2 protein-coding genes and 1 tRNA gene are annotated in these 17335 nt (G+C 64.8%); 1 reads left to right on the top strand and 2 read right to left on the bottom strand.

Translation table 11 applies throughout. The features are described 5' to 3' along the window. Positions 1-46 precede the first annotated feature (46 nt). Positions 47-121 (top strand) — tRNA-Gly (locus tag B9Y97_RS14080). Positions 122-401: 280 nt separating this feature from the next. On the opposite strand, the gene B9Y97_RS14075 is transcribed toward B9Y97_RS14080, so the two are convergent. Next, entirely contained in the window at positions 402-2060 is a 1659-nt protein-coding gene (locus tag B9Y97_RS14075) for a ShlB/FhaC/HecB family hemolysin secretion/activation protein (protein ID WP_217809462.1), read from the bottom strand. Between the two features lie 53 nt (positions 2061-2113). After that, positions 2114-17230 (bottom strand): hypothetical protein, encoded by a 15117-nt coding sequence (locus B9Y97_RS14070; RefSeq protein WP_139828319.1) that lies wholly within the window; start codon positions 17228-17230, stop codon positions 2114-2116. Between the last annotated feature and the right edge of the window lie 105 nt (positions 17231-17335).

The raw sequence follows: 17335 nt of genomic DNA, 5'->3' as shown, positions 1-17335 counted from the left end.
CTTGCAGCTTCCGGCGGGATTTCATATTTCACCGACACCCAAGGACGCGGGCGTAGCTCAGGGGTAGAGCATTACCTTGCCAAGGTAAGGGTCGTGAGTTCGAATCTCATCGCCCGCTCCATTGGGATCTCTCGAGAAATCGTCGGGATACAGGATACCACAAATCTCTGGATCCAACCGCCTGTCGGCACTGGCTGTGCAGGATTGGGAGATCATGCGCTGGCGGCACCTGCCTCTTGTGACAAGTGACAGAGGCCCCGCGCCGTCTGCACCCGAGGCCCTCCATCGCACCACCCGTGGCGATCATGCGCCTGTTGGCCGCGCGCCAAGACCTTGGCTCAGCATATTCCTGACGAGCGGCACCAAGTCCCGCACGGGCGCAACCGGTTTGCGCTCGGGCGTCAGAACGCGGCGAAAGAGATCGCGAACGACACGGTTGCCGCCGATTGATTGGGAACTGCCTGCAGCAAGGGCACGGCGAGCGACGCCTCGAGCCGGAGACCGTTATCGAACCCATAGGACGCCCCGACCCCGGCGGATGCCATCGTCGTGCGGGCCGGGAAGGTTGAAAACACCTCGCCCATATCTGCGAACACGAAACCGTTGATCCGATTGTCCGCGACCTCGAAGGTCTTGTGCAATTCGAGGTTGGCGTAATAGCCGCTGCCCCCGGCCACACCTTCCGCCGGATAGCCGCGCACCGTCGTCGGCCCGCCGATCTGGAACAGAAGGTTGCCCGGCAGAAGTGGCACCGCGCTTGTCTGCCAGCCGCCCCGACCGACCAGGGTCATTTCATTCTCGAACTTGTAGCTGCCATCGAACGACCCCGCGCCGATAACGTAGTCGGTGGTCGTGGCCGCGATATTGTCGGTTACCGTCGCCAGAACGATCTGGGCTTGAGTGTTGAAGCTCCAGTTATCGCCGTAGAAGCCGATGGAGGCGCCGGGGGCGAATTTGGTGGTCAGGGCATCGACCAGGGGCACGCCGGCCGATGTCGAGACCGACATTCCCCGAAACGCCGAAGCCGTCGCCTGAAACACGAATTCGTCTGTGGCTACAATGGGTTGTGTCAAGGTGGCGGAGGCGGATCTTGACCATCCTGCGAGATCCAGCGGTTCGGTCGGCCCCGCGATCACATTATAATCCGAAACGGTTCCGCTCAGCGCGAGGCGGGTGCCGATCGGGGTGATCGGAAGATCGAACCGCGCAGTTGCCGATCTGCTTCCCTGCGACATCTGGCCATAGAGCAGGAAGGTGTCGTCAATACCGAAGAGCCCGTAGCGGTTGAACATCACTGAGCCACGATACGTTCCGGTCGAGGGAACGCCTTCGTTATCGACGAAAAACTGGAGCTGCCGGGCCGGCGGTTCGGTCACGCCGAACAGAAGGTCGGTCAACCCGAAGGCCGCGCCGGGTTGCAGCAAGAGCCGCAGTTGCGCCTGGTGGGTCTGGTTGAAGTAACTGATGTCGCGTGCGGCGGTGGGCACATCGACGGTGGTTCCGCGTGTGAAGCGGATTCTGTCGGTAATGAACTCGGTCGTCGTCTGGCGCTCGCCCACGACGCCCACAACACCCAGTTGCCCTTCGACCAGGTTGATCACCAGATCGCCGTTGGCAAGGTCTTGTGGTGGCAGGATCGCCGCCGCCGTCACCACGCCCTTGGCGGCATAGAGATCGTTGACGTCCCGGACCAGCCTGGACAGCCCGGCGAAATCGACCCGCTTGCCGATATAGCGCGATTTGATCTCGTCCAGTTCGGCTTCGGTCAGAAAGGCCGAGGCCGGGCCGAACGTCACCGAGTTCAACAAAACCGTCGGCCCGCCGGGTGGCGGCAGGTCGGGCCGGGCAACCGGATCCGTAATAACCGGATCGCCCTCCTGACGTATCCGGGCCGCATCATCTTCGGCCTGCAGGCGGCGCTCCGCGTCGGCGGCGATTGTCGCCGCCAGATCAGCCGACTGGGCCAGCACCGGTGCGGCGTACATCACGGCCGTGATCCCGGATGCGAGCGCGCCGGTCGTGATTGCCCGCCGCAATGCCGACCTTGCCTTCTTGTCCACCATCATTCCTGCCCCGTCGTCTGATCCGGCCCGCGGTGTTCCGCTGGAAGTTGTCATTGCCGCAACAGAACGGCGGGGCCGTTCCCTTGCACGAGCACACTGTATTCGACCCCGTCGATTTCAACCAGCACCCCATCCAATTCAGACAGGTCTGTGTCTTCTTCGTCATCTTCCGGTTCACCTTCCGGGCCGAAGGTGCCCGGCAGGAAGATGGCTTCGTCGGCATTCCACATCTGGCGCACCGTGTCGCGCACGAGGCTGATGCCGTCATAGGGCAGGCCCAGGACGTCGGTGAGCTCCACCTTTTCGTCGTAGACAACCACGAAAGAGTCGGTCGAAGTCGCGATGCCATCCAAGGTCATCGTGAAGGGGTTTCCGTTCAGATACATCTGGATGTTGCTGGGCGGGTTCGTCTTGGGCGTCGGTGTGCGGTCATCGACGAACACCGTCTGCGAAGGGGTGGTCAACAGGAATGTCCCCGCCATCGGTGACGTGCCCTGGATTGGCACCATGGCGTTGATGACATCGACGAATTGCGCCGTCGTCGTCATCAGCGTTTCGGACACGTACACCTGCGGCATCACCACCCCGGCGGGGGCATCGACATTCACCTGCGCGAAGGTCGCCACGGTGCCGTCTGGCCCGGTCAGGGTCACATTCAGCGGATCGGGGCCGCTCGGCACTTGCGTGATATCCAGCGCGCGGATGATATCGGCGCGCAGCGCAAGGTTCTGGGCCACCTCGATCACGCCCACGTCGAGCGTTCCGGTGGCCTGAAGGTCGATGTTCTTGGCGCGCATCACCTTGACGTCGAGGATGCCGGAATTTCCGGGCCCGAAACCTGCGATATTGATGATGGTTTCGCCCGCTTCCTCCAACTCGCCGATGATGTCGCTGGTCGAGTAGATCTCGCTGTTGAGGCCGGCCTTGATCGTGTCGAAAAACACGCCGTTGCCGGTGATGATGGAGTTTCCGCCCGCATTCAGGCTGGACAGAATGTTGACCTCACCTGTGCGCCCCGCAAGGGTTGAATCGGCCCCGGCCTTGAGCGTGGTGACCGTGATCCCCGTTCCGGTGATCTCGGACGAGCCACCGGCATCGACATCCACGCCGGTCACGGCGCCGGTGCGGGCGAGTATCGTCGTGTCGGCCCCCGTCGTGATGCTGTCGAAGTCCACCGTGTTCCCGGTCAGATTTGCCGATCCGTTGGCATTGATCTGGCCGCCGATGAGATCTCCGGTGACGGAAACCAGCGTCACGTCGCCCGAATCTTCGGGCCCAGGCACGGCCGGGATACCGGTCGTTTCCAGGTCCACGTAGGTCAGGTCGTCTTCTGCGGTGAAGCTCTGGCTGCCGCCGCTCAACGTCGAGGTAACGGTCAGGGTCTCATCGCCGGTCACGTCGATCGTGCCATTCGGCGCCGTGAGGCTGGTCAACTCCATCGCCGTGAGGGCGTGCAGCGCGATCCCGCCATCCGTCGCTTCTGCTTCAAGCGTGTGGGTGCGGATGCGCAGCGGGTTGGCAACATCGGTGACCGTGTTGTCGAGCGCCGAGGTGTTGGCTTGCGTCTTGTCGCCGATCCCGAGACCGGCCGACAGGTATACGCCCGCGCCCGGCTCCATCGCGGTGATATCGGTGCGCGGATCGGAGGTTCCGGCGAAGATTCGGCCGCCGGCCGTCACCGACACGGCGTTTGCGAGTGCGCTTGCGGTGGTGATCCCGGTGACCAGGGCGTCGCCCGTCGTCGCGATGACCACCCGGTCCGCATCGGCGCGGATCACCGCACCGTTGAGCATCTTCAGCGACGCCGAGTTGATATCGACCAGCCCGGCGGTCGAATGCACATCGCCAAGCGCGGTGAACAGCGTTCTACCACCGGTTGCGATGTTGATCGTGCCCGGCGTTTCCACCAGCCCGTCGATCACGCCTTCGCCCGCCGCCGTGAGGCGAATGGTGCCGCCGGCCTTTGCCGAGCCGATGATGAAGAGCGAGTTTGCCGGGCCGAAGAGGTTGATCTCATTCTTCGCGTTCGCGGTGATATGGCCGCCGAGCCCGACGCCCACGTTGAGACTACGGTCCACGGTCCCGATCGAGCCATCCACGGCTTCAAGCTCGACATCTGCACCGAGGATGTTGATCAGCTCGTCGTTCTGCGCGTTCAGGAGCGAATCCTGTGCCACGAGCTTCACCGCCTGCGGCGAATAGACGGTGTCGATCAACCCGTCGGCGGTGAAGGCGATGTTGACGCCGTTCTGGGCGCGCGCCGTCGTGGTGCTGCCGTCGCGCAGCGACAGGCTGAGCGGCGTTCCCGTGGTGCCGATGCTACCCTGCGCCGCCTCGAGGATGAGGTTGCCGGTTTGCACGATGCCACTGGCTGCGTTGGCGATATTGCCGAACACCTTGATGCGCGTATCGCCATAGGTGCTGATCGACCCGAGCGTTGCCCCGCCGCGCGAGGCAAGGAACGCGCCACCGATATCGGCATTCGATCCGTCCGAAACATCCGGAACGTCGATGTTGAGTTCCGTGACCGCGTTGAAGTTCAACGGACGTTTGCTCAGCACGGTGAGCAGCGTGTGTTCGGGCGCAACCAGCCCGAGGGCGGCTGCGTCGAGCGCGGCTTGCTGCACCGCCGTCAAGGTGTCGAACTCCGCGCCGAGATTGAGCGTGGTCAGCACGCCGGCGGCATCGAGACCGCGGGCGACGGCGGCATCATAGGCCGCGATCTGTTCCGCGCTCGCGTCGGTCGGAAGATGGACCGGGCCAACCGTCAGTTGCAGGTCATTGCGTTCGGCCGAGGCCAGCGCCACCTTCTGGTCAAGCGTCAGGTCGCGCGGATCAAGGCTGGAGCGGATCGAGACGCCGAGCGGACCCGTTGTGCCTGCCCCGATCGTCTCGCCAATCCCGCGCTCCGCCTCGATGGTCACCGTGCGGCCCGAAACGTTCGGGTCTTTCAGCACCGGGTTGGTGCCGGTCACGGTCTTGAGCGCGCCGGGCGCCAGCGAGAACGCCAGTTCACGCTCGGTCCAGACCGAGCCGCGCGTCAGCTCGGCCTTCTGCTCATCCGTTGCCGCGTAGGTGAAGCTTGCATCATAGCTCTCGGTCAAGTCGCCGACGACCCCGTGCAGACGGTGATATTCCGTCGTCTGCTGCGTCTCGACATCCGCGATACGGGCTGCGACGAAAGCGTCCGGATCGGGCTCACCGGTCTCGATGGCCTCGGCGCGGAACTGCTCATCGAGCGCTCGGTATTGCGCGGAGTCTTCCGGGATCGTAACGGTGGCCGCCGGATCATAGGCGTCATCGCCGCGAATGCGCCAATACTGGTTGTAGGTCTGGGTCGTCGAGGCCTCGAAGGCGGTGATCGCATTGGCCTGTTTTTCCTCGTTCACCGTTCCAAGCACACCGCGATCCGGATCGTTGGCAAGCAGGCCAAGCGATTCCCAGAAGCCCAGGAGCTGGTCGTAGGTGCGCTCGTCGATGGATTGCACCGGGTTGTTGTCGAGGATCTGGCCGGTGGCCGCGAGACGCACATCGCCGCCAGTGGTTTGAACCTTGACCACGAGGGAATTGCCATCGGTATTGCCTGCCCAGCCGTCGGAGCGCACGCCGATATCGCCCGCCGCCGTGATCGAAAGGCCGAGCTTGGCATTCGCGTCCTCGGGTGGCAGGTCAACCTCGGGATCGCCGAACGGGCGGTCGTCCGGGTCGGTGGTGAAGCCGGTGTTGACGCGCAGGAGCGAGTCGTCGGCGGTGTTGCCCACCGATCCGCTCATCGAGGTGAGCGACACACGCGGTGCCTGGATGCGGGCGGTCTGGTCCTTGCCGTCGATCGAGCCATAGGAGAACAGGTTGATCATGCCGTTGCCATCCGCCACGAGGCCGGATGCGGTGACCTGATCGACAATCATGTTGCCGCGCGAGATGATCGACACGTTGCCGTCCTGCGCATCGGCCGAGAGCGCGCCGAAGCCCGCGTCTTGCGTGCCGGTGAGATTCACCGTCATGGCCGGGGTTGTGGGCGCGCCGGTGTTGCGCGGGTCGGTGACGCCGCCAACCGAGGCGTCGGCGGTCAGCGAGATGTTCTTGGCCTTGATCTCCGCCGCGAGGTCGCCCTGGATGATCGAGGCACCGCTGTTCGCAGTGGTTCCGGCATCGATCGAGACCGTGCCCGCAACCGCTTCGAGGCTGTTCGTCAGCACCACGTCCTCGGTGGCCGAGGTGATGTTGATGCCGCCGGTGTTGGAGCCGATGAAGTTCACCCCGATCGGGTAGTCAGCCTTGAGCGACTCGGTGACGATCGTGGTGTATTCCTGCCGAAGCTCATAGTAACGCGTCTTTTCAGATGCGATGCAGAGCGTCCACCAGTTGCACTTGCGCGAGCTTTCGCCGGTCTTGACGAAATCGTTCTTGGTGAAGGTCGACTGGTTGGCTTCGGTCAGTTGGGTGCCCGACAAGCTCGTGTTGAGGCTTTCGGACGCATCCGGATCCTGGAACCACGCACCGTTCGCCTCGACGAGACCGCCACCGTTTATGGTCTTGTCGGTCGTAACATAGGTCCCATCGGCGAGGCGGTAGGTGCTTAGAAGCTGAGGCGTGCCAACTTTGGTGAGATCCCAAATCCGATCAACCGTCAGCGACGACGAACCGAACAGCTCCGTCGAGGTCTGCTTGTACTTTGACGTGTTCTTGAACTCTTCACCGGTTGTCCAGACATAGCGCTGGTCGTCGGTGCCGGGGGTATAGGTCGTGCTGCGATCCGATCCGGTTGTCTGCGTCACGCCGCCGAGGATCAGGTTGCCCGTCGCGTTGTCGATGGTGCCGATCTGCGTCGCGATCTTCACCTGCCCGTCGGCATCGCCCGGCACGTAATCGCGCGTGAACACGGTCTTGCGCACGTCGATGCGCGGGTTGCTCGGGCTGTAGCTGCCCGTGGTGGTGAGGCCGACCACGTCGGTGATCTCGATCTTGCCTTCGACACCGCGCAAAGTGCCCGACGCGTCTTCGCCCGCGCTCAGATTGCGCAGAACCACCGGGATGTTGGAGGCGTTGTTGATGTTGATCGTGCCGAACCCGTCGAGCACGTTCAGCTTGCCCACCGCCGTCGAGGAGGCGGTGTTCATGATCTGGCCGAAGAGCTGGATGTAGCCGCCCTTCACCGAGGCGCCGTTCACGAAATACTGCTCTTCGTTGGCATCGTAGGAGGCCCCGATATTGTCGGTCGCCGAGTCGTTCACGACCGAGAAGATCCCGTCGCTGCTCGGGGTCACCGAGGCGAAATGGTCGGCCTGCGCCTTGGTGAACTCGAGGGTGTAGGTGATCTCTTCGGAGAGGTAATCCTTTATGTTCACCTGTGTCGGCACATCGTTGATCGTGATCGTGCGCACCGGGTTGGCGTTCGGGTTGACGAGCACCTCCTCCTTGTACTGCTCGACGACGAGCGCCAGTTCTTCCTCGTCAACGCCCGGCGGCGCGCGGTTGATCGTGATCGCCTGCCCCGCACTGTTCGTAACCGTCGCCGCGTTATCAAGGTTCGCCGCGTCGAGGTCGTCCTGGCTCACGCCGATCGCTTCGGCGCTCGCGGTGAGCGTCGGGTTGCTGTTCAGCGTCAGGTTCCATTCGGCGATACCCGACTGGATCGTCGAGTTGATGTTGAGATACCGCGCCGAGATCGAGATCGCGCCGTTGGCGGTGATCCCCGGCCCCTGTTCGGTGGTCGAGGTGTGGTTGGTGAAGCTCGCCGGGTCGCCGCCGATGTGGTTGAAGCCGTTCACGTAGCTGGCGACGAAATCGCCGTCCTTGGCGAGGATCTCGACCGAACCGGCGTTGATGCTGCCCTGGATATAGATGTTGCCGGCCTCGGAGATGATCCGCACCGCGCCCCTGGTGTTCTCGATCACCGAGCCGCGCTTGAGGATGATATCGGGCGCGATCTTGCGCTCGGTGGCCGAGAAGGCCTCTGGCGTATACTTCGAGAGGATTTCGACAAGGCCGCGGCTCGAGGTGCGCGAGGTCACGACATTGGCGGTGGTGTTGAAGCCGGAGGCAACGCCGCCAGCGTTCAGCGAGGTGATATCGGCACCGCTGTGCACCAGCACGCCGTTGAAGCGCAGGTTGCCCGCGTCATAGGTCGGCACGATGAGATTGCCGAGCTTCAGCGTATGGTGGGTCCGGTTTTCGATCTGGATCTTCGCATCGCCGGGCGCCAGGAGCAGGCCCTCGCCGGTGGTGGTGCGGAGCTGGTCGCCGGATACGTAGATGTTGCCCAGCCGCGCCGCCGTATCGGCGATCTCGATATTGTAGGCCTGCGGAGTGCCCGAGGAATTGGACGCCGTCGCCGCCTCCTTGGTCGCATCTGCAAGATCCGTGGTCAGCCCTTTCAGGAGTCCGACGAACTGGCTCAGCGAATTATCACCGCCGATCGTTCCGTCTCCGGACGGGAAGGCCGTGAGGGTTCCGATTTCCGCGGTCAGGTCATCGGCCACATTCTTGACCCCGATGGTTTCATCGGTGACCCCGTCATATTCGTCCGCAAGGTAGCTGGCGGAATTCTCAACCTTGGTGAGGCTGCCGTCTTCCGATCTCAGCGAGGTCCTCAGCGCGTCGATCTCGTTGTTCTGGGCAATCGCGGCATTTCTTTCCGCCGAGTTGTCAGGATCACTCGACGGCGCCGGCACCGGCACATAGGGCAATGCATCGAGAAGGTCATTCAGCTTCGTTTTTGCCGTCGCGGCGTGGTTCTTTGCCTGCGCCGATTTCGCCTTGAGCGTCGCGACATGCCCGTCAATGGCCGAAAGCTTGCTTGCGATTTCGTTCTGGGCGTCATCGATAATGGTATTCTGCTGTGCCGCGAGCGTGGTATCGTTGTCGACCAAAGCGGTGGTGAGCAGATCCTGCGCCTCCGCGATCTCCTGTGACTTCTGTTCGATTTCGCCCCGCAGGCTGGCGATCTGCGCTTCGGCCGACTTTGCATCGGCTGCTGCCTGTTTGCCGGAGTTCAGTGCATTCTGAGCATCCGTTACATAGCTGCCAAGGCTTCCGGCGTCATACGTCGGGCTATCCTGAATGTCGGTAATGGTCGCCGCGACAGTCGTGGTCAGACCATTTGTCGTAACTTCATAGACGTCCACGAAAGTTTGGGTCGAGTCACCCAGACCGACCGCTTCCGCCAGACTGGTCTTCGTGGAAAGGTCGGATTCCACGATTTCGATATCGCCGGTGTAGGCGGCGACCTGCTCCAGCGCCAATGCTTTCGGCGAAGGCCCGGCGAACTCGCCCGGCTCGAACTTGCCATCTTCGTCGAACGAGCCGAGGCCGAGGCCGACAAGCTTTTTGTGAAGGAAATTGATCTCGTTCTGGTAGGCCGCCTTGGCGATCGGGTCGGTATCGTAATCCTTGATCAACTGCTCAAGCTCGGCAACGCGTTCGAGGATGTTGGTGCCAACGTCGAAGGGGCCGTCGAGGTCGAATTCGATATTGTCGCCCGAGTTGGTGTCGATGCAGCTGGTGAGAGCTGCATCGCATTTGAGATCGAGTGTCAGCAGCTTGTGACGCTGGATGCCGGTTTCGACCCGCCCCTCGACGTCGACCCGCGCGGCGCCGCCGCCCGTGTTCGTCGATCCGCCATGATAGTCGAAGGTCACGTCGCCGCCACCAAAGGCATTCGACACCGCCGATGCGGCCTTGGCCAGTTCTTCGCGGTAGATGTCCTTGCCGGTGCCCACCGCGCGGGCGTCGATCTCGCCCCTGCTGACCGCGAGGTGAATATCGCCCGCCGCGCGCACGCCTTGCGGATCTAGGTTCATGTTGGTCGACGAGGTCGTGCCCACGGTCATAAGGCCCGAATTCGTGACGGTCACGGTCGGGTTCGGAGCGGAGGGGATCGGAATCGCCGTCTTGTTGAACAGATCGACGATGGCGTTGAACTTCAGTTTCGAGGTTTGGCCCGCCGGCCCGGTACCCGCGCCGATATAGATCGTCGCGTAGCGCGGCATGTCGCCGTTGGTCGGGTTGTCGCCATCGGTCGCCTGAACCAGTGCATCCTCGCCGACACTGACGCTGTTGTCGCCCGTGTAGGTGATGTTGGCATCGCCCGAGGGCGCACCGGCGAGGCCGTAGGTGGTGGCGGAGGAGCGCATGTCGGCGTCTGCCTCGCCCCAGGCCGCGATCTGGATATCGCCGTAATCGACCTCGACATCGGCTTCAGACCCGACCGAGGCGGTGGCATTGGAGGTGAGGGTCGCGTTGATCACGGCATCGGCCAGCGCGATGGCGCCGCCACTGTCAAGGTTCACCTTCTGGGCCGAGGAGATATCGTTGTACGCCTCCTGCTTGTAGAGCGAGGGGCCGGTGCCCGGCTTGGTCAGCCGCACGTCGGCCTCTGCGCCGACATTGGCGGTTGTGTTGTGGGTGATCACCACGGTCGCCCCGCCCGCGGGCACGTTGGCAAGCCCGCCGGAGATCGACTTCACGTTGTTCGCCCCCCCCGCGAGGAACGGGTTGTTGGTGATGTTGCGCGCCGAAAGCGTGAGGTTGGCGGCGGTCAGTAGCACCCGATCGCCGATCTTGGCATCGACGGTGTTTTCGACCACGTGATCGAGCGTTGCGCCGCTCGCGCCGACCAGCGAGGCCTGGGTGCTGTCGACCGATCCGCCGAAATTGGCGGTGTGCTGGGCGGAGATGTTTGCATCGCCCGAAACGATCACGCCGTAGCTTGCCGCGCCGGTGGTGTCGACCGCGGCCCGCGTCGTGCTGCGCGTCGAGGTTTTGGAGGTTGCTGCCGATCCGGCGACAACGCCGCCGCTGCCTGCCACGGTGACGGCATTGTTGCTGTCGGTGCCTGTCGCGGTGACGTTCAGAGCGCCCCCGGAGAGCGTGGTCAGGTTGGTGAGCGTGGCCGTGGTGGTGGTGTTCGACTTCGCCTCGGAAACGTTGAAACCGGCGGCCACGATGCCCGCGGCCAGCCCGGAGCCGTTGGCATACTGGTTCGTCGTGTTCGACGCCGACACCGTGGTGGTGCCGCCGGTCGAGATCAGTGCCGAGCCGGTCACGGCCGTGACCGCATTGGTCGAGTTCAGCGATTTGGTGACCGTGGCGTTGAGGCCGACGAGCGCGCCCGCCGCACCGGTGGCCTTGGAATTGACCCCGTCTGTACCCGCAGAGGTGCCGATGGCAATGCTGACCGCATCGATCAGCGATCCGTTGGCAACCGTCGTCGAAACCTCCGAGGCCACCTCGGATTCCGCTGCCGAAGCACCGGCCGCAAGACCGCCCGCAACCGCGATGCCCACGGCTTCGGTATCGGCCGACCCGGTCGCCGAGGCATTCACTTCTGTCAGGCCAGACGAATAGATCTGCGCGGAATCGACCGAGGCGGTAACGCTGGGGCGGACGGTCGCGATGGACCCGGCCCCTTGCAGGGCCGCGCCGATGCCGCCGCCGACGGCGTAAGCCTCTGTATCGGCTTCAGAATCGGCGCTGGCCGTGACGGAAACCGAGGCCGCGCGCGTGCCGCTGGAGCCAATGGTCGCATCCTCGGAGATCGACGCAGACACCGCGCCGCCGATGGTTGCCTTGCCAACGGAGGCCCCCACCGCGACGCCCCCGAACGATCCACCCATGGCCTCGACGGTAACGTCGCGCTCGGAGGTCGCGTTCACGGCAACGGTGCCGGTGACGGCGGTGGTGATTTCCTTACCCCGGATCGCCGCGGTCGTGCGCGAATTGTCGGTATGGATGCCGACATCGGCGCTGACCGCCGCGGCAAGCCCACCGGCCCCCGCGAAGTGCAGGCCGTAAAGCGTGTGATCGGTCAGAGCGTCCACGTTGACCGCGCCCGCACTCATCGTGCCGGTGCCGTCGATCTGGGCGGTGCTGCCGGTATCGACGGTCAGAACCCCAATTCCGGCGCCGCCGCCAACCGCTCCGATTGCCACCGCGCCGGTGGTCATCTTCACGTTCAGCGCGTCCGAACTCTTCACGCCAACGGTGCCGCCCACATCATAGTCTCCGCTGCCGATGGTCGCGGAGGTGCCCGCAGGCACGGAAAGCGTATCGGTCGCACCGACCACGTCGATCTGATTGCGCTTGTTCTGCGCGGCCTGGCTGACGTTCTTGATGCGATCATCGTCGGAGGCGGCGAGCTGGTCGTTTGCCGTTCCATCGCGGGCTTGCGCCTGCGCGTCGCTGGTGATGCTGGCAAGGGTCAACGATCCATCGTCGCTGGCGTCGCCGATATTCTCGTCGGCCTCGCCGCCCGGCGCGACGCCGTCGCCGTAGTTGTAGATCGCGATGCCCGCAGCCAGCCCGACGATCCCGCCGCCCGCGCCCATCACGTAGGCCTCGCCCGCCTTGTTCGACAGGCCCGAGACCAGCAGATCGCGCTCGGCGTTCAGGGTCACGCCGTTGCCGATGGAAGCCGCCGCGGTGTTCTTGAACACGCCGACATCCACCACGCCGGCCACGCCGCCGAGCGCACCGGCGGCCACGCCACCTGCGGCAACCGAAGTTACCGTTTCGTCGCGCGCCGTCACCACCACATCCTGCGCCGCATTCGCGCCGGCATTGCCGCCCGCGGTGTTGATTGACGCACCGTTGCCGATCGACGCGGTGTTCTTGACGTCCATAAGGTAGAGCGTGATGACGCCCGAAACGCCAACGCTGCCCGACGCCGCCCCGGCCGCTGCGAGGGTGAACCCGGACTGCAGCGAATTGGATTGCACGTTGACGCCGCGCGAGGCCGAACGCGTGCCACTGAAGCTGTCACCCGTGAAGATCGTGTGATCGTTGCGCAACCCGAGGGCCGACACCGTCGCCCCGGAGGCGATCGAGGCGTCGATTTCCTTGTTGAGGTTCACCACGCTGATTGCGCCGCCAACCCCTGCCATGCCGCCAACCGCGAGGGCACCGGCGAGAACGCTGGTGCGGGTCTTGTCATCGGCGATGACATCGACATTGCCTTGCGCCGTCACCGTCCCTGCAAGCTGCGCCGTGGTTTTGGTGGTCACGTCGAACACCGAGATGCCGCCCGAAACGGCCACCGAGCCCGCCGCGGCCCCGGCAACGCCGACACCCACGATGTCTTGCGTAGAGCGCGCGGTCACCGCGACATCGCCGTTGGCCGACATCGTTCCGGCGCCGACCAATGCCTCGGTCGTGGTGTCGATCACCATGACGCTGACACCAGCACCAACGCCAACCCCGCCAGCAGCAACTGCACCCGAGAAGCCGAGCGTGTAGATATCGCTGGCCGCCGCGACGGTCACGCCCTGCGTGGTCGCCGCCGTGCCCGCGATCTGGTTGATCTCTGCACCGGCGGCGATTTGCGCCTTGGTGTTGGTGGTGATGACCGGAACGCCGGCCGAGATCGAAACGCCAACCGCCCCGGCAGAACCGGCCACGGAAAGCGCGCGCACCGATGCCTTGTCGGAGGCGTTCACGATCACGCCGCGCGCATTTGCCGTTGTTGGCGTCGAGGTCCGCTTCTTGGCCAGAAGGTCGAGGCCGGTCGTGCGGGCCGACGCCGCGCTCGCGTCGGTCAATTCGCTGTCCGCGCCGGTGGTAAATTCAGCGGCGGTGAAACCTTCGTCGTCGCCATAGGCGGAAAAACTCGGCGCATAGCCGGTGGTGTAGCTTTGTGCGCCGCCGTTGCCGAGCGCGGTGACTTCGGCGTTCGCATCGACGGTGGCGATCGTGGTGGCGTCGATCACCGTCACCCCGACCGACGCACCGACCCCGGCGGTGCCGCCGCCGAATGCCCCGTCGATCATGTCAATCTCGGTTTTGCCATCGGCCAGGACCGCGACGTTGCCGTCCGCGAAGACCCGTGACGAAGCCCCGATCCGTGCGGTTGTCGTGGGCGTCGCGGAGAGCACCGTGACGGCCCCCGCGAGCCCGGCCTTGCCGCCGATGCCGACACCGGCGGTGATGTTGCTGAGCGTCTCCCAGCTTTGTGCATCGACAACCACGTTGCCGGTCTCGACGTCAGCCGACTCGCCGATCTCCGCCGTGGTGGTCTTGGTCAGAACTCCGACCGCAACGCCCGCGCCCGCACCTGCAGTGCCGCCGACCCCGGCTGCCCCGGAGGCCGCGAAGAGCGTCGAGGTATCGGAGGCGGAGATCGTGAGAGAGCCCTTGTCGAAGTCATTGCCGACCTTGGCGTAATCGCCCACCCGCGCCTCGGTGGTGGTGTCGAACACGTAGACCCCGGCGCCTGCGCCAACGCCCGCCGTGCCGCCCGCAGCCCCGGCAACACTGAACAGGTCGCCGTCTTCGGTCGCCGTCGCGGTGATCGAGATGTCGCCATCCGCGTTGATCTCGCCGCGGTCCGCAGCCGAGGTGCCATCGGCCAGCTCTGCGCGGGTGATGTTGTTGACCACGACAACCGTTGCCGCCGCCCCGATCCCCGCCGTGCTGCCGACGCCGACGCCCGCAGCAAGCCCGAAGATGTCCAAATCGTTGGTCGCCCCGAGCGACACCGCGCCCGCGCCGGAGATCGTGACCCGCGCGCCTTTCGCCATCAAGGCCTCGACCCGGTTCTCGGAGGTGACCACGCCGGCAACCCCGGCAACCCCGGCTGACGATGCCGCCGAGGCCGAGGCGGCATAGCTGCGGATATCCTGCTCCGCCGAAGCCGTGTTGGTGAAGGAACCCGCCGAGGCAATCTCGGCGTTTTCGCCAAGCGAGCTTGTCGTTGTGCCGTCGCTGACGACAACCGTGGACGACACGCCCACCGCCGCACTCGACGTGCTGGCCGACAGCGCGCCGGAGAGCGACTTGGCGAGGAAATCACCGCCGGCCGAGAGGGTCACGTCGCCCGTGCCCACGTCCACGTCGGCGTTCGACCCGACCGAAGCGGTCAGCGTGTCGGAGAACACCATGACGCCGAAGGAGCCCTGAACCGCCACGCCTGAGCCACCGGCCCCGCCGATGGCCTCGACGTAGTAGTTTGAATTTCCTAGAATTTTTCCTGTCGCTAGGTCTTCCAGCGAGTCCGCGAATGCATCGAGATCGTCGAGGTTGGTGAAGTCGAAATCGGGGGCTGAGTCGATTTTTTTATTGATCGCGGTCACCGAGAGCGCGCTGCCGGTGAGATCGGAATCCGCCCCGACGCTGGCTTCGTAATCCTTTTCGGAGACAATCACCGCGATCGAACCGCCCACGGCCGTCCCGCCGGTCGAGAGCGACCCTGCGAGCGCCTTGGCAGAGAGGTGACTTTCATTGTCGACCGTCACCGCCATCGCGCCGCCATCGGTCACCGTAACACCGCTGCCGATCTTCGCCTCGGTCGTGCCGGTCGAAATCGCCACCGCGAGCGACCCGGCAACCGAAACCTGCTTGCCGGAAGACCCGGCGATGCCGAGCGCGCTCAGCTTGGAGAGATAGTCGCCTTCCGCGTTCTCGCGCGAGGTGGCGGCAACCGTGAGGCCTTCCGCATCGGTATCGATCTTGGCATTACTGGCAATGGTCGCCGAGGTGGTGTTGTTGAGGATGGCGAGGCCGACACCGACGCCGATGCCCACCTTGCTTTTCGGATCCTTCGCCAAACCGATGCCCGAGGTGGCCATGCCAACCTCGTTCGTGGCGGTTACGCTGACCGCGCCCGAAGCGTCAACGGTGACATCCCCGAGCGTCGCCGTCACCAGGTCCTGGGCCGCCGCGATCCCGGCCGCCGCCGCGATGGTGATCGTCTTCGCGCCGGAAGGCTTCTTGCCGTCCTGGTCGCGCTGGCTGTCCTTGGTCTTGTCGAGCGAATCCGCGGTGGTCGAGGTGCCGCCGGTCTTGTCGTTCTTCTTCTCGTTGCTCGATGAGAAATTGCCGCCGCCCGCCGTTGCGGTCGCATGCGCATCATAAGTCCGATCGGCGGAAGCCCCGATCGTCACCGCACCCGCGGTGACATCGCGCGCCAGCACCGCGGAGGTCAGCGAGGTGTTGTTCAGTGCCCCGCCCGAGGCGCCGTTGCCGAGGATGACCGAGGCGGAAGCGCCAACGCCGACTTTGCCGGACTTGTTCTCGCCGGTCGACGTCGCCGTGTTGGACCCGGTGTTCGCCGCGATCACGCTGACCGCGCCCGCGCCCATGGTGAGCGCGCCTCCAGTGCCGATCCGGGCCGTTGTCGTCTGGTTCAGCAGCGCCAGCGCCACCGAGGCATCCACCGCGATGCCGCCGGCCGCGCCGGCCGCGGCCTCGGTGGTCGTGTCCAGGCCGGATGTCGCGGAAACCGCAAGCCCGGTGCCACCGGTCATGGTCGCGCCGTCCTGCAATGCCGCCGCGGTGTTGGTGGTGAGCAGGTTCATCGCGAAGGATGCCCCGACACCGACCTTGCCGCCGGTCACGCCCTCGTCGGAAGGCTTTGCCTCAGCCGTGGCGGAAACCGTGTTGGCCGCCTCGATGGTCGAAGCTCCGGCACCCGCCGCAACCGAGGCTCCGCCGGAAATCCGCGCGGTGGTGTCGAGCGTGACGATGTTGAGCGCGACCGAGCCCGCGATCCCGACCTTGGAGCCACCGGCCCCCGAGGTGGCCGAGGCAAGGAACTCGTCGGTTGGTTCCCCGGTGGCTTGCAGGGCCTTCACATTGACGCCCCCGCCGGAAACCGTTCCGGCGTGATGGGTGCCGTCACCAAGATAGGCCTCGTTGGTCTCCTCCACCACATTGACCGAAACGGCAACGCCGATTCCAACCTGCGACGTGCCGCCATCCTCGCCCTTGACGGCCTGCCCGTCCGAGGTCGCTTCGCCACCCGTCGTGGCCCGCGATACGAGGCTGATGGACCCGCCGGCGGAGATATCGACGTCATCCGGCACAATCGCCTTGACCGTCTGTTTTTGCACGTTGATCGCGACCGCAGCGGCCACGGCCACCTTGCCTTCGGAGGTCTTCGCCGAGCGGCTGCTTTCGTCATTCGCAGATGTCGAGGTCGAACTCTGCTGCGTGCTGTCGCCGACGCCCGCGTCCTGCTGTTTGTCAGCGCCCGCCTTGAATTCGGTGGTCGCTGTCTTGTCGACGCTGTCGCCGTCGCTGGTCGGTGCCGCGTCTTCGTCCTCGGCATCCTTCGCTCCGGCCGCACTCGCAACCGCTTTCAGGGTCGAGGACGACACACCACTGGCGTTGAACGAAACCGCGCCGTCCGCGTCAATGTCGCGCTCGGTGGTCGCCAGAACGCGATCATCCACGATGGCGAGGGCAAGAGACGCCCCGATCGCCGCCTTCGATCCGGCGGCCTCGCCGGAGGCTTCGGTGGTGATCGTCGAATGCTGCGCCGCCGAAACGGTGACCGC

It is taken from the genome of Maritimibacter sp. HL-12, from assembly GCF_900177545.1.
Lineage (GTDB): Bacteria > Pseudomonadota > Alphaproteobacteria > Rhodobacterales > Rhodobacteraceae > Sinisalibacter.
The sequence above is the reverse complement of the archived record's forward strand: the minus strand, read 5'-3'. Positions and strand labels throughout refer to the sequence as shown.